The organism is Pseudomonas sp. JZ114, assembly GCF_051027705.1.
Classification (GTDB): Bacteria; Pseudomonadota; Gammaproteobacteria; order Pseudomonadales; family Pseudomonadaceae; genus Chryseomonas; species Chryseomonas luteola.
Genome location: NZ_CP069257.1, coordinates 418,657 through 443,600, shown reverse-complemented (window position 1 = coordinate 443,600; position 24,944 = coordinate 418,657). Strand labels below are relative to the sequence as shown.

At 57.1% G+C, this 24,944-nt stretch carries 24 protein-coding genes; 5 read left to right on the top strand and 19 right to left on the bottom strand.

Annotated features, from left to right (window positions below):
* Positions 1 to 43: 43 nt before the first annotated feature.
* A complete protein-coding gene (locus JQR90_RS21500; RefSeq protein WP_083603181.1) occupies positions 44 to 295 on the top strand; it encodes a chemotaxis protein CheB in 252 nt (83 codons plus the stop codon).
* 431 nt (positions 296 to 726) lie between these two features.
* Here JQR90_RS21500 and JQR90_RS21495 read toward each other — a convergent pair whose 3' ends face one another.
* Together JQR90_RS21495 and JQR90_RS21490 are read right to left on the bottom strand one after the other, a co-directional pair.
* Entirely contained in the window at positions 727 to 1,503 is a 777-nt protein-coding gene (locus tag JQR90_RS21495; protein ID WP_073450467.1) for an SDR family oxidoreductase, read from the bottom strand.
* On the bottom strand, positions 1,497 to 1,829 hold the full coding sequence (locus tag JQR90_RS21490; protein WP_073450466.1) for a polyketide cyclase: 333 nt from the start codon (positions 1,827 to 1,829) through the stop codon (positions 1,497 to 1,499). Before JQR90_RS21490 ends, JQR90_RS21495 begins: the two co-directional genes overlap by 7 nt.
* 104 nt (positions 1,830 to 1,933) lie before the next feature.
* On the opposite strand from JQR90_RS21490, the gene JQR90_RS21485 reads away from it, so the two are divergent.
* Positions 1,934 to 2,851 carry a LysR substrate-binding domain-containing protein gene (locus JQR90_RS21485; RefSeq protein WP_073450465.1) on the top strand — a complete coding sequence of 306 codons (918 nt, stop codon included), beginning with the start codon at positions 1,934 to 1,936 and terminating at the stop codon, positions 2,849 to 2,851.
* Between the two features lie 60 nt (positions 2,852 to 2,911).
* Here JQR90_RS21485 and JQR90_RS21480 read toward each other — a convergent pair whose 3' ends face one another.
* Positions 2,912 to 4,351, bottom strand: a complete 1,440-nt coding sequence (locus tag JQR90_RS21480) for an HD domain-containing phosphohydrolase (RefSeq protein ID WP_073450464.1) — start codon at positions 4,349 to 4,351, stop codon at positions 2,912 to 2,914.
* Between the two features lie 87 nt (positions 4,352 to 4,438).
* Between JQR90_RS21480 and JQR90_RS21475 the strand changes: the two genes are divergently transcribed.
* Together JQR90_RS21475 and JQR90_RS21470 are read left to right on the top strand one after the other, a co-directional pair.
* Complete coding sequence (locus JQR90_RS21475; RefSeq protein ID WP_073450463.1) at positions 4,439 to 5,212, top strand: alpha/beta hydrolase; 774 nt, start codon at positions 4,439 to 4,441, stop codon at positions 5,210 to 5,212.
* A 59-nt stretch (positions 5,213 to 5,271) separates the two neighbouring features.
* A complete protein-coding gene (locus JQR90_RS21470) occupies positions 5,272 to 6,843 on the top strand; it encodes a GMC family oxidoreductase (RefSeq protein WP_073450462.1) in 1,572 nt (523 codons plus the stop codon).
* 514 nt (positions 6,844 to 7,357) lie between these two features.
* Here the strand turns inward: JQR90_RS21470 and JQR90_RS21465 are convergent.
* From JQR90_RS21465 to JQR90_RS21435, 7 genes are all read right to left on the bottom strand, one after another.
* Positions 7,358 to 8,449 carry a hypothetical protein gene (locus tag JQR90_RS21465; RefSeq protein ID WP_073450461.1) on the bottom strand — a complete coding sequence of 364 codons (1,092 nt, stop codon included), beginning with the start codon at positions 8,447 to 8,449 and terminating at the stop codon, positions 7,358 to 7,360.
* A gap of 375 nt (positions 8,450 to 8,824) precedes the next feature.
* Positions 8,825 to 9,412, bottom strand: coding sequence for an SMP-30/gluconolactonase/LRE family protein (locus JQR90_RS21460; protein ID WP_244294429.1), 588 nt, complete (start codon positions 9,410 to 9,412; stop codon positions 8,825 to 8,827).
* Positions 9,388 to 9,843 (bottom strand): hypothetical protein, encoded by a 456-nt coding sequence (locus JQR90_RS21455; protein ID WP_230382269.1) that lies wholly within the window; start codon positions 9,841 to 9,843, stop codon positions 9,388 to 9,390. Before JQR90_RS21455 ends, JQR90_RS21460 begins: the two co-directional genes overlap by 25 nt.
* A gap of 135 nt (positions 9,844 to 9,978) precedes the next feature.
* Positions 9,979 to 11,364, bottom strand: a complete 1,386-nt coding sequence (locus JQR90_RS21450; RefSeq protein ID WP_073450460.1) for a tripartite tricarboxylate transporter permease — start codon at positions 11,362 to 11,364, stop codon at positions 9,979 to 9,981.
* Positions 11,361 to 11,840 (bottom strand): hypothetical protein, encoded by a 480-nt coding sequence (locus JQR90_RS21445; protein ID WP_073450459.1) that lies wholly within the window; start codon positions 11,838 to 11,840, stop codon positions 11,361 to 11,363. The genes JQR90_RS21450 and JQR90_RS21445 overlap by 4 nt, the downstream gene beginning before the upstream one ends.
* A 126-nt stretch (positions 11,841 to 11,966) precedes the next feature.
* Positions 11,967 to 12,875, bottom strand: a complete 909-nt coding sequence (locus JQR90_RS21440) for a hydroxymethylglutaryl-CoA lyase (RefSeq protein WP_073450458.1) — start codon at positions 12,873 to 12,875, stop codon at positions 11,967 to 11,969.
* Positions 12,872 to 14,158, bottom strand: coding sequence for a hydroxymethylglutaryl-CoA reductase, degradative (locus JQR90_RS21435; RefSeq protein WP_073450457.1), 1,287 nt, complete (start codon positions 14,156 to 14,158; stop codon positions 12,872 to 12,874). The genes JQR90_RS21440 and JQR90_RS21435 overlap by 4 nt, the downstream gene beginning before the upstream one ends.
* Before the next feature lie 118 nt (positions 14,159 to 14,276).
* On the opposite strand from JQR90_RS21435, the gene JQR90_RS21430 reads away from it, so the two are divergent.
* The gene (locus JQR90_RS21430; RefSeq protein ID WP_073450456.1) at positions 14,277 to 15,647 is read left to right on the top strand and encodes a PLP-dependent aminotransferase family protein; all 1,371 of its coding nucleotides are present in this window, start codon (positions 14,277 to 14,279) and stop codon (positions 15,645 to 15,647) included.
* A gap of 867 nt (positions 15,648 to 16,514) precedes the next feature.
* Here JQR90_RS21430 and JQR90_RS21425 read toward each other — a convergent pair.
* The 9 genes from JQR90_RS21425 to JQR90_RS21385 all read right to left on the bottom strand — a co-directional run bounded on the left by JQR90_RS21425 (position 16,515) and on the right by JQR90_RS21385 (position 24,773).
* Positions 16,515 to 16,874, bottom strand: a complete 360-nt coding sequence (locus JQR90_RS21425; protein WP_073450455.1) for a RidA family protein — start codon at positions 16,872 to 16,874, stop codon at positions 16,515 to 16,517.
* Complete coding sequence (locus tag JQR90_RS21420; RefSeq protein WP_112298063.1) at positions 16,835 to 18,022, bottom strand: NAD(P)/FAD-dependent oxidoreductase; 1,188 nt, start codon at positions 18,020 to 18,022, stop codon at positions 16,835 to 16,837. Before JQR90_RS21420 ends, JQR90_RS21425 begins: the two co-directional genes overlap by 40 nt.
* Positions 18,015 to 19,394, bottom strand: a complete 1,380-nt coding sequence (locus tag JQR90_RS21415) for an NAD(P)/FAD-dependent oxidoreductase (RefSeq protein ID WP_073450454.1) — start codon at positions 19,392 to 19,394, stop codon at positions 18,015 to 18,017. Before JQR90_RS21415 ends, JQR90_RS21420 begins: the two co-directional genes overlap by 8 nt.
* A complete protein-coding gene (locus JQR90_RS21410; protein ID WP_073450453.1) occupies positions 19,391 to 19,738 on the bottom strand; it encodes a (2Fe-2S)-binding protein in 348 nt (115 codons plus the stop codon). Before JQR90_RS21410 ends, JQR90_RS21415 begins: the two co-directional genes overlap by 4 nt.
* Positions 19,728 to 20,864 carry an NAD(P)/FAD-dependent oxidoreductase gene (locus JQR90_RS21405; protein ID WP_073450452.1) on the bottom strand — a complete coding sequence of 379 codons (1,137 nt, stop codon included), beginning with the start codon at positions 20,862 to 20,864 and terminating at the stop codon, positions 19,728 to 19,730. Before JQR90_RS21405 ends, JQR90_RS21410 begins: the two co-directional genes overlap by 11 nt.
* The gene (locus tag JQR90_RS21400) at positions 20,861 to 21,658 is read right to left on the bottom strand and encodes an ABC transporter permease (RefSeq protein ID WP_073450451.1); all 798 of its coding nucleotides are present in this window, start codon (positions 21,656 to 21,658) and stop codon (positions 20,861 to 20,863) included. Before JQR90_RS21400 ends, JQR90_RS21405 begins: the two co-directional genes overlap by 4 nt.
* Positions 21,659 to 21,663: 5 nt before the next feature.
* Positions 21,664 to 22,536: an ABC transporter permease gene (locus JQR90_RS21395; protein ID WP_073450450.1), complete on the bottom strand. Its 873-nt coding sequence runs from the start codon at positions 22,534 to 22,536 to the stop codon at positions 21,664 to 21,666.
* Positions 22,523 to 23,596: an ABC transporter ATP-binding protein gene (locus JQR90_RS21390; RefSeq protein ID WP_073450449.1), complete on the bottom strand. Its 1,074-nt coding sequence runs from the start codon at positions 23,594 to 23,596 to the stop codon at positions 22,523 to 22,525. Before JQR90_RS21390 ends, JQR90_RS21395 begins: the two co-directional genes overlap by 14 nt.
* Positions 23,597 to 23,705: 109 nt before the next feature.
* Positions 23,706 to 24,773: an ABC transporter substrate-binding protein gene (locus JQR90_RS21385; RefSeq protein ID WP_073450448.1), complete on the bottom strand. Its 1,068-nt coding sequence runs from the start codon at positions 24,771 to 24,773 to the stop codon at positions 23,706 to 23,708.
* Between the last annotated feature and the right edge of the window lie 171 nt (positions 24,774 to 24,944).

The window sequence follows — 24,944 nt, the reverse complement described above, 5'->3', positions numbered from 1 at the left end:
CTAGTGGTTGTGCATATGACTCCAGACAAGCAGGCGTTATTCGATATTTTCACAGCACACTCAACTGCCTATCCGCCGCTACGCAAAAGAGCTGGCCCCCATTGTTCGTAGCAAGATCCTTCTCGCTCCGCCTGACAGGCATATGCGTGTTGAGAACAGGAAGATACGAATCGTTTACGGACCCAGGGAAAACTTCGAGCGCCCTTCTATAGGCTCTGCTGCTATGGAGTTTCGAGAGAATGCCATAGACATAATTTTACCGGGCGATATGGAAGATAGTGTGCTGTGGCTCTAGCGCCTCGATCTAGCCTTCTGCCTAGGCCCGAAAGTCCCCTTGCGCTTTTCCTTTTCGCTGAAGATCCTCCCGGCCTCGACATAGCTGCGCTCGCGGTTCTGCTGCCAGAACGCAAACATTTCAGCCTCTCAGGTTTTAGCGCGGCTCGGTACTCTGCAGATTAGTTGGCAAGGTTAAGGATAGTGTGGGGCTGGCGCTGGGCGTGATTTCCATGGACATAAGTATCTCCTGAGACAACCGGCCTGATATCTGCCTCTGCTATGAAGCATGTGCAGCTTCCATAAGCCCATTAATTTGAGTGTCTTGCAGGGAGCCCTTCAAACAACTACAACCGACCCACTGCAACCTTCCACAGACGTCTGCAGTGGGCCAAGAGTAAACACACTCTACTCCCTGATTCGAGTGTTTAACACATACTATGAAAAAGACGGCTAGGCCGTTGGCACTGTTCCGCCGTCGATAACAAACTCGCTTCCGGTAATGGATGCCGCTCGAGGAGAAGACAGAAAACCAATCAGCTCAGCAACCTCAGACGGGGAGGATGGACGCCCGAGCGGGATGCCCCCTAGTGCTTCCATAATGATCTGCTTGCCGCCCTCATAGTCAGTACCTGCCTCCTGCGCGAGTCGCTCGGCAAGCGCAACTGACGCTTCGGTTTCAACCCAACCCGGCGAGACCCGGACGACACGCACCCCCTTGGGCGAGACCTCTTTGGATAAACCCTTACTGTAAGTCGAGAGCGCAGCCTTAGCCGCCGCGTAGGCTAGTGTAGCCTCTGGCAGAGGAAGCTGACTCTGGATGGAAGTCACGTGAATAATAACCCCTTCCTTTCGCTCTAGCATATCGGGGAGCAAGGCGCGATCCAGGCGCACCGCCGGAAACAGGTTTAGATTGAGTTCATGTTGCCATTGTTCGTCGTCCAGCGCAGCGAAGCCGCCGCCAGGTGCCGACGAACCACCCAGGACATGAATTATGATGTCTACGCCGCCCAGTCGCTGCTTGATCGCGGCGACCAACGCAGCACAGCCTTCCCGGGTCGAGAGATCAGCCGAGACGAAGAGGTCATTCGGCATCTCAATGTCCGTCTGCCGGGCCGAGGTAATCACCTTCGCACCCTCGGCCAGGAACAGTTCGACTACAGCTTTCCCGATGCCTTTAGTGCCGCCGGTAACGAGGACTCGCTTGTTACTCAAATTAAGTTTTAGCATGCCATGATCTCCAGTGAGCAGACTTGATCGCCCTCCAGCAGGAATATGTACCCAGGCTGGACCGGGCTAGCAGGAAAGTTGCCGGTAAGCTGTGCAAAGACGGTCAGCCTACCCTCGCCAGGCACGGCGTGCAGAGGTTGGACTGGATACGAGACCGCCCCCTGGGTCTCATATTGCCAGGCTTCGATGGCCTTGATGCGTTCATGCGTTTTGCTCTCGCCAGACACCGTGATCTGTGAGCAGAAGCAATTCTTGCGCTGCGATACGTTACCGTCATTGCTAATGTCGAGGTATGTCCCAGCGACATTGGAAAGCTGAACGTTCATTTGCTGTTTCCCGAATCGATTACTCGAAGCGATCTTGCTACCAGACTAATAGTTTGCTCAACTGGGACAAAGCGTATGAGCTATCCCATAATCCAGGACAATCAATGTCAGATCTTCGTCTAGGGCTTAGTGAGTTGGACGCTGTTCTAGCGGTCGCTCGCAGAGCTTCGTTTCGCAAGGCCGCTATCGATCTCGATGTTTCAACCACCGCGTTGAGCGCCACCATCGCCAAACTGGAGGCGAGTCTCGAAACGCGGCTATTCAATCGCACGACACGCAGCGTGGCCGTCACTGAGGCGGGCAGGATCTTTCTGGAGCAGGTGGGGCCAGCCCTGCAAGACTTGCGTGCTGCGCTCGACGCAGTACGGTCACACAACGCGGGGCCTTCGGGCACACTGCGTATCAATGCATTCGCCAGCGCTGCCCGAGCAGCACTTCTACCACTGGTAGTAGAGTTCTTGCGGCATCATCCAAAGGTCCATATTGATCTCGTTACCGAAGGCCGCCTGGTGGATATCGTCGCTGACGGCTTCGATTTTGGCGTACGTTCCGCGAGCCTCGTACCCAGCGATATGATTGGGATCCCCCTCGGCCTGCCGCAACGGTACGCCGTAGTCGGTACACCCGCGTACTTCGAAAAATTTGGCAAGCCACAAACACCGCCTGATCTGCTCAACCATCGATGCATCCGGGTCCGCCTACCCAATGGCGCAATCTTCCCGTGGCATTTCGAACGAGATGGAGAAGTAACCAGGCTCGATGTAAGCGGGCCGCTCACGCTTGATGAGCCCAGCGTCGTCAAATGGACAGTGCAGGAGGGCATGGGGCTCGGATTCTTTATGGAGCAGGACGTACTAGGTGAAATCGAGACCGGACAGTTCGAGCGGATATTGGAAGCGTGGACACCGCCTAGAGACAATCTCTGCCTGTACTACCCGAACCGTCGCAACCCCTCCGCCGCGCTTAAGGCATTCATCACCCTCGCTCGCGCCCATCAAGTCAGCCAAAACGCACGAGCGTGATTCATGTTTATCTCTGGCGCACTTGCAACAGAGAGCCGCGGGCTATGGTCACCACCAACATTAATTAATCAAACCGAGTGTCAGGCCTTTCAATGTAGCCGCTGCGCGGGTCGAGCATTCCAGCTTGCGAAAGATGCTCTCCACGTGTGTGCGAACCGTGCTCGGACTGATGGCCAGCAGCCGCGCCACCTGCTTGTTGCTGGCGCCACGGCTGATTTCAAGGAGGATGCGACACTCACGCGTCGTCAGTAACGAAGCCTTGGGCTTATAAATCCCCCGCTCGCCCCGTGCGGTCGCAATCACCGCTTGGCACGCATTGTTGTCAAACAAGCCACTGCCAGCATCCCGCTCGAGCAGTCTCGCCGCCTCTGATTCGCTATAGGCCGGCCGCCATGGCCGGGCTTGCCTCAGTGCGACCCAGGCTACGGAAGCGGCGAGCAGTCGGTGCTCGGCACACAGCGCATCGCCCATTACGCCTCGAAAATAGCCACTGCCGTTGAGCCGTTCATAAGCATGGGCTGCAATCTCTCCAGACGCGGCCAATTCATTAAAAGGTCTTAGCGCCTGTTGCGTCCAGTAAGGAACGAGGTGTACCCGCTCCGCAGCGCCGTATGGGAGCGCCCCCGCGGTATTCCAGAGGTGGTTGGAAACGGCTGCCCGACCGAGACTGTAGACAAGCGCTGCCTTTCCGATCTCGGTAAGGGCTGGCTCACCCAGCCCCCACTGGCGTGCAGCTTCCATGGCGACATGCGCCACCTGTCGTGAATGCCCTGCCAACCAGGGCAGCTTCAGGTCAATCACGTCTCCCACCAGCGTTAGCGAGACGTAACGTTCGGCCTGCTCATGGTCAGTGAGTTTGGAGGACGCCTCTAGGTCCGCCAGCCATTCCCTGGCGTTTCCTATGAGCAACGATGCGAGATAAGCAGGATAGCGCCGATCCGACTGTTCATGGATCCAGCGTAGCGCCGCATCAAGGCCATAGGCTCGGCTGAGAATATCCAGATCACCAGCAAGCACCACTTGATAGGCGACCTCTGGGATATGCTCATGCGTCAGGCCCTGCGGCCGGCCAGTCCCGTCGTAGGTTTCGAATACGTGGCACAGGCCTGCCTTGACAGCGGCACCAAGTTCGAGGGTTTTGGCTATTTCTCCAGATACCTCACAGTGCACGACCGCAAGCGGGGCTGCCTGATGCACCGCGTTCATTTCCTCCTTGCCTAGAGTAAGGTCAAGCATCGCGCGGCGGCCATCTACATCATTACCCAACAGATCCGCAAACCCTTCGGCGTTTGCGGTACAGCCAGACCAGCGCAGTAGGGCGACCAGTTCCGCTACTCTCAGGTGCTCACCGTCGCCGTGCCTGGCCCGCGCCAGCATCCGCGCCAGTTCGGCAACGCGCCGGGAATGCCGGAGTGGCTGTCCCATGCTGAGGTCACCGACCTGGGCAATTACTCCCAGTGCTCCGCTCAATGAGATGTTCAGTGCCAACGCGCTATTCATTGAAAATACCCCGGGTCGGATAAATGACCGATGCACATAAAGCAGGCCAGTCAGCAGAATTTGAGCTCCCACACAGGAGCCAATTCAATGAAAACACTCAGATCAAAAGTCGCCGCCTTCGCCTTTGCCCTTACAGGCACGTTTATCGCAAGTACTAGTCAAGCGGAGGATACAACGCCTTCGGTGGTGATCGTACATGGCGCATTCGCCGACGGATCCGACTGGGCCAAAGTCGTGCCGCTGCTTCAGGCTGAAGGGATTGCCGTTACGGTCGTGCAAAATCCGCTCACCTCGCTTGCCGACGATGTTGCCGCTACACACCGTGTCTTAAATAACCAGCAGGGAAAAGTAGTTCTAGTTGGCCATTCATGGGGCGGTACCGTGATTACCGAGGCCGGCAGCGACGAGAAAGTCAGCGCTCTGGTATATGTCGCCGCATTCGCGCCGGATGCCGGACAAACCAGCGGCGAACAGGGCAGGGGCGCGCCTACGCCTCCTGGTATCAGTCAAATCAAGGCAGACGGCAATGGCTTCCTTTACCTGACGCCAGAAGGCATGGCCAAGGACTTCGCTCAGGACCTCCCTGCAGCGCAGACCGCCGTGATGACCGCAACGCAAGGACCCATCAAGGCATCTGCATTCGAGGATAGAACGACTGTCTCTGCCTGGAAGACCAAACCGTCCTGGTATCTGCTGGCCACTGAGGACCGGATGATTCACCCCGACGTCCAGCGCGCTACTGCAAAGCGTATCGGCGCGCAATTGAATGAGCTACACACGAGTCATGTTCCTCAACAGTCACAACCCGCCGAGGTAGCCAAGGTAATTCTCGAAGCAGTGCGAAGCGATGGCGGTCAGTGATCCCTTCGTGACGCCACTGATACTCCTGAACTCACTCGTTACATTGATACGGAGCGGACATGAACCTTCTATATGCTCAGAGCTATGACTTCATTGTGTGTGGTGCAGGTACGACGGGATGCGTGGTTGCTGCCCGCCTTGCCGACCATAACAACGCACGCGTCTTGCTGATAGAAGCAGGCAACGCGTATTCCGGACCGGAGGTTGTCGAACCGGCACAATGGCCGATGAACCTCGGTACGGATCGCGACTGGGCTTTCGAGGGGCAACCTAATTCGCACCTCAATGATCGTCGCCTTTCCCTGAGCATGGGCAAAGGGCTCGGAGGTGGATCTAGCATCAATGTAATGGTCTGGGCGCGCGGGCACCGCTCGGATTGGGATTATTTCGCTGCCGAGTCCGGCGATCCCGCCTGGGGCTACAGCTCAGTACTAGATTACTATCGCAGGATTGAGAGTTGGCAAGGAAGTCCGGATGCAGTGCGGCGCGGCTCAGGCGGTCCCGTGCATGTTGAGCAGCCAGCCACACCTCAGCCCCTCGCCTGGGCGACATTGGAAGCAGCCAGCTGTCTGGGCATTCCTAGATATGAAAGCCCCAATGGAGAAATGATGGAAGGCCCGGGCGGGGTCGCGATTACCGATCTGCGCATCAACCAGGGCAAGCGCGAATCCGTTTACGACTCCTATATCCGGCCACGGCTGCAGCATCCGAATTTGACGGTTCTGACCGGTGCATTGGTAACCCGTGTACTGCTTAGCAGGACAAAGGCAATCGGTGTTGAAGCGGTAGTGGACGGCAAGCGGCACCGCTTTCATGCTGGAGCTGAAGTCATTCTATCTATGGGCGCGGTAAATACGCCAAAGGTACTCATGCAGTCGGGGATTGGTCCGGAGGATCAACTGCGCGCCCATGGCATCGCCTTGATCAATCACCTTCCAGGTCTGGGTCAAAATCTTCAGGACCATATTGCTTTTGGCTGTACCTGGGAGTATCGGCAACCTCAGCTGATAGGCGGTAGTGGATGTGAAACCACCCTGTACTGGAGGAGCGACAGCCGCCTGGACGCTCCAGACCTGCTGCAATGTCAGCTCGAGTTTCCAGTGCCCTCTCCCTCTGAGGTCGGTGTTCAGCCGCCGCAACATGGCTGGACGATGTTTGCAGGGCTGGCCAGGCCTGTTAGTCGAGGGCGCGTGCGCCTGTCTGGTGCCGGCCCACAGGACGCTCCACTCATTGAGCCGGAATCGCTGAGCGCCCCTGAGGATATGGCCGCGGCGCTCGCGTCGATCGACCTGTGCCGGGCGATCGGCAACAGCGAAGCCTTCAACGGGTTGGTAAAGCGCGAGGTCGTTCCTGGCCCGAAAGAACGTCGCGCTATGGAGCAGTTCATCCGTAATGCTGCCGTGACCTACTGGCATCAGTCCTGCACTGCAAAAATGGGTCGCGATGCGATGTCAGTGGTTGACTGTCAGCTTCGGGTGTATGGCATTGAGAAACTTCGAATCGCGGATGCCTCGATCATGCCTCGAATAACCGTCGGCAATACGATGGCTCCATGCGTTGTCATTGGTGAACGTGCTGCCGACATGGTTCTCGCTGCGCATGGTTCGAGGGCTACAATATCTGTGTCTTAACGGGTAATGCAGTGAGGATAATAATAGTTGGCGGAGGTATAGCTGGCCTTGAAATGGCTAGGGCGCTAGAACAAGCCCGACTTGGTCGAGCGCAAGGCCAATGCGCCACAGGGAGGCACCAGGCTCTACTTGCCAGGAAATGCAGCACGGGCTTTGCACGAGCTAGGGCTACTGAATTCGATTGCAACGATGGCAGCTCCGATCAAAACCCAGCGTATTCTTGATAATAGAGGGACAGAGTTGAGCGTCACGCAGCTCCCCGGGAATCTGGTCGTCGGGCCATGTCTAGCGCTTGCGCGCGAAACCTTGCATGCAACACACACGCAGGGCAAACGAGACGGGCGTGCATTGTAGCCACAAGAGTGTACTCAAACCTCTAGCAGTGTCATTTAGTTCTGGTGAATCAGTGAGAGGATGCTGTCTTTAAGAATACACACCTGGCAGAGCAGGCGTGTATATCCGAAACAAGGCTCTTCTGCTGCAGCACAACAGTCATATCGCCTAAGCAAAGGTATCATTGTTGCGTGATGCTTGCGCTATTTGCCGTACCGTTTTGGACGAGCCTGGCCTCGTTATAGATGCCGCTCTGCTGCACAGTGGCAACCCCCAGCGACCCGCTCTGAAACACCTCAAGGTTACCGCTGCTTGTATTGTCCTGGCGGGCGGTAACGTCAAGCTCATCACCACGCTGGGTAATGGTCATCCTGCTTGGGAGGCTAAGTTCATTGCTGACCTGAGAGACATCGATGCTGTTATTTGAGCCAATGACATCCGTTAACAGACTAGATGCCGAACCTGTCTGTTGACGCTCCTGCCGAACGTTTACGCTATTGGAGTTCCCATCCAGGTAAGCCTCCATACGGGATGCGCCATTCTGATCGATAGTAAGTCGGTTATCACTGCCATATATGGAAACAATGGCATCAGGAGCCAAACTGTCACTTTCATTTCGTTGAAGCGCCTCAACAGTATTGCCGCTACCTTCCTGTCTTGTCCTAATGTACGCACCTGTACCACTTTGCTCCACAACAGCCGTGTTAGCGTTACCAACCTGAATGGCGCCTACGCTGTTATCCATTGACAGGGCACCTGCGAGTGTCGATACCGAAATCCTATTATTATCTCCGTAAGAGGCAAGGCTTGCGTAATTCAGGTAACCGTCCTGCATGACAGTATGTTCATTGTTATCTCCAGATTGCAGGCTTTGCGCGTAATTCTGGATTCCGCCTTGAGTCACCTCCGACAGGTTTCCACTACCTACCTGGCTGATAGACCCACCATTAGCAGCCGTGTAGCTTTCACTGCCTGGCTGTTGCTGAACCATTGCCTGATTGGCTGCTCCATTTTGATCGATTTGTATGTTGCCTTCTCCAAATCCATTCTGAAGCGCAGTCGCCCGGTTTCCGGTGCCCACCTGACTTGTCTCGATGGTGTCATATCGGCCCCCTTCCTGACGCTGCAAGGAATAGTTGTCCGATCCTGTCTGGGTAAGTGATGACTTAAGCCCTGTCCCATCCTGATATTGCTCTGCAATGTTGTTATCTGCGTGAATAGCAACGGAGGCCAATAGCAACGTTATCCCTATCGAAAGTGTTGAATGTTTCATAGAAAACTCCCTAAATGCTCATAGATAAGCCGAACTTTTCGACCAAGAGGAGCACCGGCACTCACGCAGCCTGACCTCGCTTTTGTAAACGTCTGCCGGGACCGTCATCCAGATATGATGGTGGATTGAAGCATAGTGAATGTTTTGGAAAGTAACTGTATTCCAGACAGGCGATGCATCCCAAGCGAAGGCTGAGCATTTATCCCCCTTGCAAACCTTTCTTGCTGTTCTAGCGAGCAGGTAGCAGTTATATCGCCTAAGAGCTGTTGAGCTGACCTGTAAGCCCGGGTATATCCATTGTTAGGGAGCTTAGTTGATCCAGAAAAAGACAGTGCCCTTCTTGAATAGCCCGCCCGACTTAGAGTTTTGGTTGGTTTACTGGTGGGAATAGAGCTGTAACGCCCGAGCGAAACCTTGCGCCCGGAAAAGCGCACTCCCTTCGCCTTGATCACCATCGCTACTGACCAAGTAGATTTCGCGGGTGCCAGGCTTAATGGCCAAGCTAGTTGAGCGCAGGAAGTGGCCGCGCTCGCGTCCCGGTATCAGGATCTGGCCTATAGGCAGGCCGCTTGGATTGAGAACCAAGACCCTCCCCTGGCTGTACATCGCCACATAGAGATTGCCGTCCTCATCGACGTGCATAGAGTCTGGCGACGGGCCGTTGAACCGATAGACTACGGCCTCGCCAAAGGGGGCAATCTTTTGTGCATTCTCAAGTTCTATACGATGTAGCAGGCCAGTCGCAAATTCGGTGACCCAGAGGGTCTTCCCGTTGAGCGACAGTGCAATGCCGTTGGCAATTGCCAGCCTAGGCAGGATAGGCACAATCCTCTTGCCGTCGGCTGGCAGATAATAGACGCCGCCACTTGGCTCGGTAGAGGTGCCCTTGAAGTCAGTGAAATAAAGGCCACCCGCTTTATCAAAGACAAGATCATCGACTAGGTAATGCTGGCCAGCGGTAATGATTTCCTGCCTGTTCCGTCAGGCTGGTAGGCAGTTAGGTTGCCAGTATTATTGAAGTTACCCAGGCCTGCGACAAACAGGCGCCCATCCTTATGGATGGCCAGCCCTGCTGAGCCCAGGGCGTTTTTCTGCACCACGACGCTAAGCCTTTGCTGGATATCAACCTTGAGTACCTGGCCGCCAAACACCTCGATCAGAAACAGATTGCCGTTTCGATCAAAGGCTGGCCCCTCTAGCAGCAAGCCCTTGTCCGAAACCTTAAGCCAACGCTGCGCCGTAATTGTGGGTAGGTTTCGCTCTGCCTCAGGGATTGCATACAATTGCTGGTCGCCCGGAGGGTAAACAAGTGCCGGAATCGGCTCTTGCGCTACCACTAAAGGCGCAAGAGTACTTAACGCAAACACAAGGCAGGCAAGAATTCTTGCGTGCATGATGATTACCTCTGTATGGTTTTTATAGTTTCCAGATATCAAGCATGGAGAGGCGACCAGCGCCGCCTATCCAGGTGCCTCTTTGTAAGGGCAAGGAATACAGCAAGGCGAAAGGTAGGGTACATCACGCAGGCGTTAGCCACCGAGTGTCAGCAGCGCAGGCACTGTCAATACCGCGGTGTAGTACCCCATGAACTGCACGCCGATGTTGAAGCCCAAAAAGCGCGAGAGAAAACCACCCAGCAGCCCTACGGTAATAATCACCATCAGACCAAGCAGGCCGCCTTCCCAGAGGCCTATGACCAGAATAAGACCGACAAAGGTGGCGATAACCGCTTCGTGACTTACCTTGCGCGAAACAAACAAGGCCGCTCGGTGGGCGAAATTCATTGAAAAGGGATAGGCGATCAGGATAGCAATGATCACAGCCAGCATCCCGTAGCCGAAGAACTCGGATGTGCTCATTAAAGTATGAAGGTTATTGATCTCGCCAGAGGTGCTATCGACCGAAAAGCGCGGCGGTGCGTTGAACAACGGGGCGGCTGGGCCTGCAGCAACCGGGCTCAAGGGCAGGCCAAACGCAATCAGCGGAATCAGCGCCTCGGCGATGTAGGTCGCCTCGGTGACACCGTTACGCGCCGTAATCACGGATGTCAGGCGATGATAGGCATGCTTGATCCGTGCTCCGATTACCTCACCCATTATCACGGTCATCGCCACCGGGCTAAAGACAAAGGTGGCACTCGATACTGCGGCCGTGGCCAGTGTCATGCGAGTTTGGCGCTTGTCGAGCACTTTTAACGGGTTAGGGAAATATCCGCCCCAGCCTTTCACATCGGGTGACAGTGAGAATACCCGGACGCTATCGCGCTGCATACGCACCCGCTCACCGGGAGACATCAGAGCAAACAACGAAGCGACCAGAGGGCCAATCGCTATGCCTAGAAAATAGCTGACGCCCAGCTTCACCCCATAGGTTGCCGTCAGGGTTTGCAGCGCGACGATGACCAAAACGAAGGGCACCAGGGTAAATACCGAGGCCCAGCGACCGGCCGAGAAATAGGCAATAAGGATGGCGGCGCCAAGAAATACCCAGGGTGCGAATGCCTTGATCACCTCGCCGAACGGAGCCAGCAGTACCGCGAACAATACTGACAGCGGCACGGCAACCAGTGCGGCAATGGCACCGCCGGAAATCATCTTTCGAAGCGCAATGTGAGGCACACCGAGTTTTCGTAGGTAGTTGGCTTCGTCCATTAGGGGCGTGGCCATGGTGTCTCCCGGAATACCCAGCAAGGCGGTTGGCACCGCGTGGGTCATATGTTTGGCGACGGCACCTGCTAGAAAAAAGGTAAATACTCCTTCCGGCGGAACCCCAAGCAATACCACCAGCAGCGTCAACGGCGCCAAGGTCGTGGTTTCGTCGCTACCAGATATCAGGCCAATAGCGGCAAATACGACAGCACCGATAAGCCCCATACCGCAGGCGACAAGGATCTGTTCAACAAGGCCCTCCATCATGACTGCCCTCCGCTCAGACTGACGTGTGCGGGAACCACCACGACAGCGCTAGGCGCCTGGGCGGCCGTCCGGGCTTCAGCGGCCTCGGCTTCACGAAAAAGGGCATAGAGCCCCAGCTCACGCAGTTCGACTACTACTTCATGAGGTAGCTCGTCCAGCCGCCCTATCGTGCCGTGTTCCGCCGCAAGTTCTACGAGTACCTGCTGGCGAAACGTCGGATCGATCATGTGCTCGACGACTTTGCGCTTTGGCTTGAAAAGCATCGCGCTGATTAAGCCACCTGCCAGGCAGCCCAGAATGCCCGTCAGCATTGCATAGGCCCGTGCCATTTGCCTGGATTCGACTACGCCTAGGAGTACGTGCTGCGCAAGATAATAGGTGCCAAGGCTGATAAGGGCGCCGATGATGATGGACATGAGCAGGTGGCTGCGATCAACAGTGTCACCCCAGACTTCATAGAGCTCCGGCTTTTTCATGGCTGTGCCTCCTGCTGGAAGGGCACGGGGCATGCGGCTTGCGTCAGTTGATGTTCCATGATGTTTCTCCGGCCTTTGTAGGCTTTTGTTGTTATCAAGAGAAAATGTCTTAGTTTGAAAAGTGTCTTATCCCCTGTCTGATCGTGCATTGATTGCCCTTGCGGTGCGCGATGCAGTCAGCCGACCCAGCGCCTTGTCGATATAGGTGCCCGCGTGTACCAGCGCGTCCAGGTCTATGCCGGTCCTAACGCCAAGTCTGTGAAGCAGATAGGCAACATCCTCCGTTGCGACATTGCCCGTGGCGCCGGGCGCATAGGGGCAGCCGCCAAGTCCTGAAACGGAGCTGTCAAACACCCGAACGCCACAGTCCAATGCGGCGTACAGGTTCGCGATGGCCATGCCGTAGGTGTCATGGAAGTGACCAGCAAGCGAGGCGAGCGGAATCTCGCTGGCGCAGGCCCTGACTAGCGCTTTCGTTTTCTCTGGCGTACCTACGCCAGTGGTATCGCCAAGGCTGATCTCGTAGCAGCCCATCTCATACAGCGACGTGCTGACCCTTACCACATCGGTAAGAGCAACATCACCGCCAAGCGGGCAGCCTAGCACGCAGGAGACATAGCCACGTACGGGAATGCCTGCGTGTCTCGCTCTCATCAGTACCGGCTCAAACCGCGCAAGGCTCTGGGCAATGGAGCAGTTTATGTTGCGCTGGGAGAAGGCCTCCGAGGCCGCCGCAAACACGGCAATTTCGGGGCAGCCACAGCCAAGCGCAGCCTCCAGGCCTTTCTCATTTGGCACCAGCGCGCAGTAGCTTACCCCAGGCAATGGTAAAAGGCTTCGCATTACCTCGTCAGACCCTTCCATCTGCGGCACCCACCGAGGCGAGACAAACGCGCCGACCTCAAGGTTGCGCAGACCTGCTGCGATTAGACGCTCAATCAGGTTGACGCGAACCGCCACCGGCACCCTGCGTGACTCGTTCTGCAAACCGTCGCGTGGGCCAACCTCGACCAGCTTGACCACATCGGAAGTCACTGACCGCGCCTCTCTGTCAGCAGCGCTTGGGCGCGGTCGGCACGCACATCCTTTGCCTCGACCATACGCGTGGCCACCCAATCGATTTCTTCGCCGCGCGCCCCAGCTGACAGTGCGATGTTGCGTGCATGCAGCGCCATGTGCCCACGCTGAATACCTTCAGTAGCAAGGGCGCGCAGCGCACCAAGGTTTTGCGCCAAGCCAACCGCGACCGCAATCTCGGCCAGCTCTTGAGCCGTCTTGACGCCCAGGATACGTAGGGAGAGCTGCGCCAGCGGATGAGTCCTGGTTGCTCCGCCCACCAGGCCCAGCGGCATGGGCATCTCAATGGTTCCGACCAGATGGCCGTTACCTGCCTTCTCCCAGGTCGTCAGCGAGCCGTAGTGCCCGTTGCGGCAGGCATAGGCATGGGCGCCCGCTTCGACAGCACGCCAGTCATTGCCAGTGGCCACAACCAGCGGATCGATGCCGTTCATAATGCCCTTATTGTGAGTAGCTGCCCGATACGGGTCGATCGCGGCAAAGGTATAGGCGTCAATGATGCCTTCGATAACCTCCGAGCCCTGGTAGCCTGGAGCATCGAGCTGCTCGGGGGCAATGCGCACCTGGGCACGCGCCAGGCGCAGGTCGGCCAGGTTGGAAAGAATGCGCAAACGCACCTTGCCGCCGCAGAGCTGCTCGATCAGCGGCGCCACAGCCTCGGCCATGGTATTGACCGTATTGGCACCCATAGCATCGCGCACGTCGACGATGAGGTGCGCAACAAGCATCGGGCCCCGGGGGCTTTCAATAAAGGTATGCACTTCGATGTCCCGACACCCGCCCCCCAGCGTGTTTAAAAGCTGGTCCTTGCTGTTAGCCAGAGCGATGATCTCATCCTTATTGCGTAGAAGGCTTAGACGGGCACTGTAGGGATCGTCGACGCCCATGATTTGGACCTGAGCGCGCATGAGCGGCGCTGTACTGGAGGTCAGGAAACCACCGCCCGGGCGCGCCAGCTTTGCCATGAAAGAGGCCGCGGCGACGACGGAAGGTTCCTCGACCACAAGGGGGATCAGGACATCGCGGCCATTGATTTGAAAGTTGGTGGCGATCGCATAGGGCAGCTCAAATGTGCCTACTACGTTTTCGATCATGCCCTCGGCAACTCCTAGCGGCAGTGCTCCGGCCTTACGTAGCAGGGCAGTGTCCGCATTAGACAGCGCCAGCTGTTGCTGTAGGTGTTCAAGGCGTTGAACAGGTGTAAGGCTTCGGAACTGAGGCAGGCGTGAGTCAATGGACATCAGATGCTCCTTGGGGAGTCAATTGTTTTGGTGTGCCTACGTTAGCCCTGTCTGTAACCACGAAAAAAGGTACAGTTTGGCTGGACAGTTAAAGCCCTCCACCCTCTGGAGCAGGATCATGGCCCGTCAGACGCTCGCGCAGAAAGTTTCCACTGCCCTCGCCCAGCAAATTGCTGATGGCGCGCTCAAGGCAGGGGACAGGTTGCCTTCGCTCCGTGAGTACATGCGCCTGCACCGGTACTCCAAGAATACGATCATCACCGCATACGAGCAGCTGGCCTCGCAGGGGCTCGTCGAGGCGCGCCATGGACGGGGTTTTTTTGTTTGCGCCGTGCCAGCCACCAGCATGGAGGACGACGACGCGGAGCCGTACACCCGCGCGCTGGACACCATCTGGATGATGCGCCAACAGTTCGTGCGCGAGCCGGGTCACTCTCATCTGGGTGAAGGCTTCCCGCCTGTGGAGTGGTTGATGGACATGCGTCTGGACAAATTTCACCGTCAGGTCGTACGGGGAGGAGTAACGACGCTGTTTCGCTATGGCACGCGCTTGGGCAACCCGGGCCTTCGCCAGCGGCTGATTCAAAAGCTTGCCTCCTATGCAATCAGCGTCTCCCCAAGACAGGTCGTGACTACGCTGGGTGCCAACCATGGCATGGACCTGATTATCCGCCGCTATGTCAGGTCGCGTGACATCGTGCTGGTAGAGGATCCTGGTTACTATCCTCTGTTCGGCAAACTACAGCTGCAAGGCGCACGCCTGCTGGGTGTACCCCGCCAGGCTGATGGACCTGACCTTGACGCGCTGGAACGCATCCTCAAACGGCACAAACCTAGACTGTTCTTCCTGCAGTCCGTTGGCCACAACCCCACCGGTGCTGACCTTTCACCCGCCAAGGCCCACCGGCTCCTACAAATTGCCCAGAGGCACGATCTGCTTATCGTCGAGAACGATGCCATGGCTGACTTCAAGCCAAGTTCGTCGATCAAGCTATCGGCTCTAGACCAGTTGAGCCGTACGCTGTACCTGGGCAGTTTTTCCAAGTCTATCTCTGCCGCGCTACGGGTCGGCTTTATTGCCGGCAGTAAGCAGCGCATTGAGGAGCTGGCCGATATTAAGATGCTCTTGCACAACAGCGGCGCCGAATACAGCGAGCGCACCATAGATGTGATCCTGAGTGAGGGTCACTTCCTTAGGCACCTGGCACGCCTGCAGGACAGACTCCGCGAGGCGACAAGGCGCGGCATCGACATCCTTGACGAACTGGGCGCCGAACTTTTCTGCCGCCCCGAACAAAGCCTCTACCTCTGGGCCCGCTTTCCAGGCATCGACGACGCTAACAACCTCACCCGTCACTGCCTGAGTAAAGGCGTAATGCTCGCCCCAGGCTCTATCTTTGCTGTAAACCGCCATGTGCCCGTCCCCTGGACCCGGTTAAACGTCGCTTACCTGGACGATCCTGCATTTCGGGCAAGTCTGAAAGAATAAATATGCAGTAGAGCCTAGGCTGTTTTCGCATCTAAGGCCTGCACTGGGGTCATTTCTTTAATTGGCCAATTGTCCTTTTCTACCTAGGCACGGGTTAACCCTACTTTTCCGGTTGGGTGTGCTTTATTAGGCGCATGACTACCAGTAGAGGCATTGACAATCAGGGGTGTAGTCCTGTTGATCAAGAGCGCAGGACGATAGCAGACGTCGGTTGGGGCAAGCTTACCCGCCAGCTCTAATATAGGGGTCCATGAGCAGGCAAGCGGTCGTTATCGACCACTGTTATCCCAGCTCAAAGCGTTCTTCGTGTGGCGGGCATGTAGTGCCTCAACATCCGCTTGCAGGCTTGCCCTGAGTGTAAAGAGAACATGACCGTAACGTAAATGCTACCCGGTGTTAGCTTAGCCTCTGGAAAGATATAAGCGGTATAGGAAAAGTCTAGATGTCCTGTTCTCGTTAAATTTGGAATCCCCTCCTTTAGGGCGGAAGGACGTCAAATTCTTTTCAAGGGTTAACACTGCGACTGATACCTCGTCGCAATTACACCAAAGCGCTCGCCATGCACTAGGGAGCACGAGCTTAGCAGGGAAAGCTCAGCACAAACCCGATGAGGGCATGTGAAATCCTGACTATTAGAGGGTGAACGGGTCGGGACATACGCAACGTAAGCATCCTTGACCCTTACAAGGCGAACGAGGAACACACCCTGTACACGAGCGACGTCTCCTTGCAATCTTGTTTCAGATAGATAAAGCGGAAATGTCCAATTTCTTGGTGCTTCCCGATAAGAGCATGGGCTCGTGTCACTTGCTGACGGTCTCCATCTAGCTGCATCGGCTCGTGTGAGGCGAGCCGATGCGCTTGTGCTCAATCAACCGCCGCCACGATTGCGATTTCCACCAGTAATTCCGGCGCAGCCAGCCTTGACTCGACAGTAGCCCGTGCAGGTGCCTGCCCTTCTGGTGCCCAGGCGTCCCATACTTCGTTCATACCAGCGAAATTCGCCTCAATATCCGACAGCCAGACCTGCGCACTAAGAATGCGGGTCTTGTCTAGACCGACCTTGGCCAAGTAGTGGTCGATCTTCTGCAGCACCTGCTCCGTCTGGCCTTTGATGTCCTGCGTGCGGTCGCCGGCGGTTTGCCCACCGATAAAGGTTATGCCGCCCTTATACTGGACGACGCGGCTCATGCGCTGGTTGGTTTCGACTCGGGTGATCGGTTGCATGAAGGCTCCTTGGATGCCCTGAGGGCGGAAGAATCGAGATTGAAGCGATCGATGGCGAATGCTGCCAGGTCGATAGATGAAGACTCGCCCAGGACCAGTTGCGCGACGCGCTCTCCAGTACCAAGGCTCATTTGAAAGCCGCTACCGCAGTAGCCAAACGAATAGGTCAGCCCGCTTGCACGGCAGCTGTGCGAAATAACCGGCAGATCGTCTATAGTGAACGCTTCGATACCTGCCCAGGCGCGGTTGATACCAAGGTGCGTTAAATGCGGAAAAAGATCGGTCACAGTTAGCGCACTGGTGATGAGGCGAGTGATATCGACCTCGCCGTGCCGGGCATCGAAATCCAGGTCGCCGATGAGCTTGCCGCCGATGACGACCGTACCGTTATCAAACTGCTTAAACGACAGCGCGCGTCCAGTGGCCCCAAGCACCTGCTTGCAAAAGGGTGCGACTCTGTGGGTCACCATCAGCATCAAGCCTTGCGGATAGGTGGGAACAGGCTCGCCTATGTCAGCGGCAAGACGTCCCGCCCAAGCACCGGCAGTCACCACAAGGTGGTCCGCCTCGAACCGCCCTTTCGGCGTGCTGACGTGCCAATGCGAGGCCTGTTGAGTGATGGCAAGCGCCGGCGTTTGCTCATGCACCACCACGCCCAGTCGCTGCGCCGCCCTCCGAACAGCCGTCACGACGCGAAACGGCACTGCGTAGCCGTCATCCGCTACCCATATACCGCCAACGACATGTGGGGCCACCGTGGGGAGTAGCTCAAAGACTTCCGTCCGATCGATAAGAACCTCATGAGTAAATCCATTCGCCTGCAATTCGGCGACGCGCATTTGACATTGCGCAAGCTCCGCCTCGGTCTCGGCAAGCTTCAACTGTCCGCTTGCAACGAAGCTCGCATCGTCACCCAGCAGTTCCGGCAGGTTGTGCCAGATTTCGCGGGATGCCAGCGACAATGGAATCTCCGCCAGATGGCGGCCGAGTGTCCGCACTCCACCCGCATTTACACCCGAGGCATGGCGGCCAGCATAGTCGGCCTCCAGGACCGTCACCTTTATGCCCCGACGAGCAAGATGAAACGCTGTACTCAAACCATGCAGGCCAGCGCCGATGACGAGTACGTCGGAGGTCGTGTCAGCCACTGGCCAGCTCCCCGAGTGTGATCGGCTTGATGGGAGGACGGATGCGGAAATATCCCACCTCCTCCGGCGACAGGCCTCGTGTCCTGGCAATGATTTCAGTAACGGTCAATCCGCACATCCGCCCCTGGCAGGGCCCCATGCCGCAGCGACCAAACGATTTTGCCTGGTTCGGTCCACTACACCCCAGCTCGACGAAACGCCGGATATCACCCGCCGTCACTTCTTCGCAGCGGCAGATAGTGACATCATCACGTGGCGGAATACGGTTCTCGTCTCGCGGACGATACAGCGCGTCAAGGAACGGGCGAATACGCAGGTTTTTTTCAAGTTGATCCCGCAGTGGCGCTGCCCTGCTGTCACGCTGCGCTGGCGTAATACGCCCCAGGTCCCGCGCAAGTCCAAGCGCAGCTAGCTGCCCTTGAAGCGCAGCAGCCTGCGCGCCACCAATTCCCGTCCCATCACCCGCCGCCGATATGAACGGCACATCCAGTCGGCCCCATTGGTCTATCTCGGGGACAAAGCACAGTTGTGCATCATCCCACCGATGCTGCGCCCTGAGCGCCTGTGTAAACTGGATGTTCGGTACCACGCCCTGATGAAGCAGGACCGTGCTGGCCGGCAAACGGTGCTGCTGTCCATCGACGACAAAGCTAAGTGCTTGCACTTGCGCCTCCCCCTCGACCTGCAAACCCTCGGCGCCGGTATAGTGCGGTACCTCGCCTTTACGTAGCGCCCGCAGCAGCGAAATGCCTTTACGCAGATAGGGCCAGGCGCGAAGCGCCTCCAGCAAATGTCCGCGGGCACGCCAGTAGTCATCCCGGCGGCTAGTGTCTACCAAAGCACTAATCGCGATACCGGCTCGCAGGTACTGCCATCCAAGTAGGTAAAGCAGTGGCCCACACCCAGCCAGAACAACTGGCCCCTGGGGTCCAATACCTGCGGTCTTGAGCAGAATCTGTGCGGCACCGGCCGTCATCACGCCTGGCAATGTCCAGCCAGGAATGGGAAAGGGTCGCTCCATCGCCCCGGTCGCCAGGAGTACGCTTTTCGCAGCGAACGAGCGTACTCGACGATCTTTTAAGTAATGCACCTGTCGCTCTCGTGTCACCTGCCACACGGATGCCCCGGTCTCGTGGCGCACCATCGAACCTTTTAGTGCGTCCGCTAACGAGCTTCCGGCCGCATAATCCGGGCCCAGCATTTCGCGCCGTGCAGGTGAGGCGCTGGTGATACCGCGATAAATCTGCCCACCGGCGGCGACCTGCTCGTCCAGCAATACAACAGAAATGCCAAGCTCGGCCAAGGTTCGTGCACCTGCCATCCCAGCAGGTCCTGCACCAATGACCACAACATCGATCGGTTCAAGATTCATGGCTGCACCTCCATCACGACTGGCTCAAGCGCCGTAAACGGCAGATCCCGTGCGCCTTGCTGCGAACGAATACGCATGCCATCGGCCACTTCGATCAGACAGCTCTGGCGACTCGGCACCCCGTTGATTTCAACCAAGCACTCAAAGCACACACCCATCATGCAGTACGGCGCACGTGCCTCACCGCCGACTGGAGATGTACGGAAATGCCGTACGCCCGCGAGTAACAGCGCGGCGGCAACAGTAAGCCCGCTCGGTACTTGGAACGGTTGATCATCGAACGTCACGGTGATGAGCGGGCTGTCATCGGCATCGACACGGCGGAACAAGGAATCAGTGGACATGGGAAAATACCTCCCCCGTGAGAAAACGTTCGCCAGCAAACACCGCCAGCTCTTCCGGTCGTTCACCGCCCCGAATCCATGGGGCAATCCGTGTCACATGCGCGGCAGCAAGCGTCACACCGCTGTGACAGGTGACAACGAACGCCCCAGGATGCGAATCGGACTGTTGATAGATGGGATAGCCATCCGGGCTCATCACCCGCAATGCGCCCCAGGCGCGAACCAGGCGGACATCCGCGAGAAGCGGGAACGTTGTAACCCCACGCTGCGCGATTTTTGCGAGCACGTCGGTAGTCGTCAGGTCATTAAAACCGACCTCTTCCATTGAGTCGCCCAGCTGTACGCTGCCCTCGTCCGTCTGCCGAACATTGATCGTGGGATAGTCAAGAAAGGGCTGGACACGCTCGCTGACCAGGACCTGACCACGGTTCGGTGCGACTGGCGCATGCAACCCCACTTGCTCGGCCAATACTCGGTTCCCCAGGCCAGCGGCGAGAACAATGCGTGGCGCGGTGAAACGCCGCTGTGGTGTGACCACAGCAAATTCACCGGACAGAGATTCAATACGCTCCACAGGCATTCGCCCAAGCACAGTCGCGCCGTGGTAACGCGAGCCTGCATGCAGCGCTCGCAGCAGTTTCAAGGGGTTTACATGGCCGTCCATGGGGGTGTAGCTGGCGCCCACGACCTTGGGCCCAATACCTGGCAATCGCGCGTTCAGGTCAGCCTGGTCGAGCATCTCGAACGGGTAATTACCCAGCTCGGCCTGCATGCCTGCCAAGCGCGACTGCCGCTCTGCCAACTCGCTATCGGAAAAGCACATGTGGAACCCGCCGGGCTGTTTGAGGCGTACGTCGACGTCCGTTTCCTTCAACAATCCTTCGGCCAGGCCAGCCCAAGCCAAAGCTGATGACCGAGTCCAACGCGAGTACTCCAAACGGTCGAACCCTTTGCCCTGTACCCACACCAGACCAAAGTTGCCGCGTGATGCCCTGAACGCATCATCGCCCTGATCCAGTACCAGCGTACTCGTACCAGACTTCGCCAGGCCATAGGCCACGGCCATGCCGACCAAACCTCCGCCAACGACGATCACATCCGCGGAGGTGGGGATAGCGTTCGTCATTGCTTCTCTCCAATCAGTACACGATCCAGACCGACCAGACGATCGAGAAACACCATCACCGCCAGCGTGCCGATGATCAGCACAGTCGAGACCGCCGTGATCAGAGGATCAATGGTTTGGGAAATCTGGTTGTACATCGCGACCGGCAGCGTCGTAGTTCCCGGCGTGGCGACGAATACCGTCATGGTCAATTCGTCGAAACTCTGAATGAACGCCAACAGCCACCCCCCAATCACACCGGTACGAATGCGGGGCAGGATCACTCGCCAGAACACAGTGAACCGCCCGGCTCCCAGCGACAACGCCGCCTGCTCGACATCGCGTTCGAGGCCAATGGTTGAGGCTAAGGTCAGGCGCAAGGCATAGGGCAGTACGACGATCACATGTGTAACACTCAGCGCCCATAACGACCCGCCAACCTGCGCCAGCGAAAAGAAGCGTAGAAAGGCAATGCCCAATACCACGGAAGGAATCATCAGCGGTGATAGTAGGAACCCTGTTATCGCGCCGCGACCTGGAAAGTTGTATCGGCTGATCGCCAGGGCCGCGGGAACTGCCAGCAGCGTGGCAAAGGTGGCAGAGACTAGCCCCAGCTTTAGCGATAGCCAGAACGCATCGATCATTTCCTGGTTTTCCCACAGCGCATGAAACCAGCGTAGGGATAAGCCATCGGTCGGCAAGGAAATGTATCCCCCTCCCGTGAAAGAAACTGCCATCACTACTACCAACGGCGCGACGATGAAGGCAATGAAGAGCGTATGAAATGCGAGCGAGAAAAATCCGTTGCGATACATGGCAATCACTCGAAGACGTGTTTGAAACGGCGCTCAGCCAGCCGACTGCAGCCCACCACGATTACCAGATTGGCAATCAGCAACAGCACCGCGATTGCAGCGCCCAGCGGCCAGTTCAGCGAACCGAGGAATTCATCGTAGGCCGCCGTCGCCACCACTTTGAGACGACGTCCTCCAATGATCGCAGGCGTCGCGAAGGCCGAGGCAGCCAAGGCAAAGACGATGATCGAGCCCGAAAGAATCCCCGGCATAATCTGCGGCAGCACAACCCGGCGAAAGGTTCTCATGCGGGACGCGCCTAACGATAGTCCCGCCTGCTCTACCTGCACGTCGAGCTTTTGCAGACTGGCCCAAACCGCAATCACCATGAAAGGCACCAGTACGTGGGTCAGGGCGAGCACGACACCAAACTGGGTGAACATCATCCGAATGGGAAACTCTGTGATGCCGAGCGCCTGTAGTGCCTGATTTATCAACCCGTTGTTGCCCAGCAGGATCGCCCAGCCAATGGTTCGTACCACGACCGAAATCAGTAGCGGCCCCAATACAACCAGCAGGAACAGGGAGCGCCACGGGCTACGCATGCGCGCAATGATGAGGGTTTCCGGTACGCCAAGCAGCACACAGAAGAACGTCACCGCTATTGCCATTCCGCCAGTACGCAGGAAGATCTCGTGGAAGTAGTCATCGCTGAAGACTTCCAGGTAGTTGGCAAACGTATAAATAGGAATCACACCCTCGGTATCGCTGAATAGGTTCAGTGACAGCATCGCGGTCAACACCAAGGGCGCAGCCAATAGCGTGACGAAGACAAGCATCGCGGGCCCGGTTAGCAGCCAGGGCGAGCTGCCGATGCGTTCGGCGTCATACGTGGCCATGGGCGACCTCCTGCTCTAACAGCCGCAGGTCATCATCGAGCCAGGTTAGGCCTATTTCTTCACCCTCCATCGGTGGCGGAGGGCCAAAGTTCGGTTGCGTAACGTTTACCGGACCCAATGGGCTTTCGACTCCGATCAGCCAAAGATTGCCAAGGAATACCCGCATACGCACGGTGCCGCGCAAACGTGCCTCGGTGGGCTCGGCCAGGCGGATTTTCTCGGGCCGAAGGTAGACATTTACATTCCCGTCGAACTGATGCCCCTCGTGCGGAACGTGAAACATCAGGTTGTCCACCTTCACCTCATAGCAGCGAGGCTTGCGGGTATGAATCGCCCCAGCGAAGGCATTGGTCTTGCCCAAAAAGCTCGAGGCAAACGGCGACTGTGGTCGCTCGTAGGACTCGAATGGAGAACCGATCTGCACAATGCGTCCGCCGTGCATCACGGCGATGCGATCGCTCATGGTCATCGCCTCCACTTGGTCGTGTGTCACGAGGATGGTGGTGATGCCAAGGTCACGCTGGATGGCGCGTAACTCGATGTGCATGTCTTCGCGCAATTTGGCGTCGAGGTTGGACATCGGCTCGTCCAGTAACAATAGATCCGGACGGATCGCCAGCGCACGAGCAATGGCAACGCGCTGTCGTTGGCCACCGGATAGGGCCTTGGGATAACGCGCGCCGAGACCGTGCAGGCGAACCATGTCGAGCGCGGACTGTACGCGCCCTACCCGCTCACTGCGAGGAACACCTCGCATCTCCAGCCCAAAGCTGACGTTCTCCTCAACCGTCATATGCGGAAACAGCGCATAGCTCTGGAAAACGATTCCGAGCCCACGCTTTTCCGGGCGAACATGGGTGATGTCCCGGCCGTCCAGAACGATACGTCCGGCCGTGGGCTGAACAAAGCCTGCAATGCTCTGCAAGGTAGTGGTTTTGCCACAGCCGGAGGGCCCAAGTAGTGAGAGGAACTCGCCCTTTTCCACTGAAAGGTCCAGGCCGGCAATGGCGGTGAAGTCGCCATACGTCTTGACGATGCCATCGAGGGTCAGAAAAGCCATGCATGCCTCCAGGGTGACAAACGCGTTCGCGATTGATCAACGTCCGTATTCGGAAAGGGTTCGAACGCCCGCCGTCATGGTTCTATCCATGACCGTCAGGCACATCGATTCAGCGCTCGATCGTGCGATTCCAGCGTGTCGTCCACTCAGAACGCTTCTGGTTGATCGTGTCCCAATCAACCTTGATCAGGCTGTCGACCTTCTTTTGTCCATAAGGCATGCGGGCGGCGAGTTCAGGCGGAAGTTCAACGGTCCGGTTTACCGGCGCGAAGCCATTGCTTTCCGACTGGATCCTCTGCACTTCGGGGGATAGCACGTACTGGATAAACTTTTGCGAAAGCTCTGATTGCGCGTTTGGCGTCACGGAACAGCCCGCGATCTGCAGCGCCACCGCCCCCTCCTTTGGGTAGATGAACTTGAGCGGGAAGCCGGTGTTCTGAAGCGCAACTGCTCGACCGCTGCCGTACACCGCCATGACTACGTCACCGTTCTGCATCATGCCGTCCATCTCACCGGGGGCGCTAACCCAGGCCAGGACATTCGGTGCGATGTCCTCTTCGAACACCTTGAAGCCTGGATCGATGTTCTTCTCGCTGCCGCCATTTAGGCGTGCCATTTCGATCAAGGAATGTAAGCCGTAGGTATTGGAAATTGGCGGCATACCCAGCAACTGCTGGTACTGGGGATTCTTGAGATCGTTCCAAGAGGTCGGCGCTGCCCAGCCGCGCTTTTTAAAGGCTTCCTCGTTGTAACCAATACCTGTTGCGACCATGCCAAGTGCAGTTGCCTCCGGGCTCAACCGCGCCAACGGATACAGATCCTGGTAGACAGGTGCATCAGCCAGCTTTTCGCAAAAGCCCAGTTGCAGTGCCTGGTACATCGGACCATCGTCCATCATGGCGACGTTGATCTGCTGGCGCCCCTTTTGCGCTTGCAGCTTGGCCAATGTTTCCGTTGAGTTGCCGGAGACGTAGACCACCTTCACCCCGTGAGCCTTTTCGAAGTTGGGAATGACGCGAGTCTTGTACATCTGCTCAGTGGAACCGCCAACACCTGCCACATACAGTGTGGTTTCGGCTTGAGCGGTTAATGAGAAACCGGCTGTGACCAACAGCAGCGCGGATAGACCATGGCGTAAGGAGATCGATGAGGCGAGGATAGAATGCGAGCTAGTCACGGGCAATGCTCCCTTATTTGCGTAGCGGCAGATCGAGAACTTCGTGGATCACGACAAGAAGGTCGATGCATCCGCTTCCGAAGACTTCGCTATCACACCTTTCGGAAACGCTTTCTTTTTATGGGGCCATTTGGCTTAGGATCGAGTATTGTCGCTCCAAACCCATAAGGT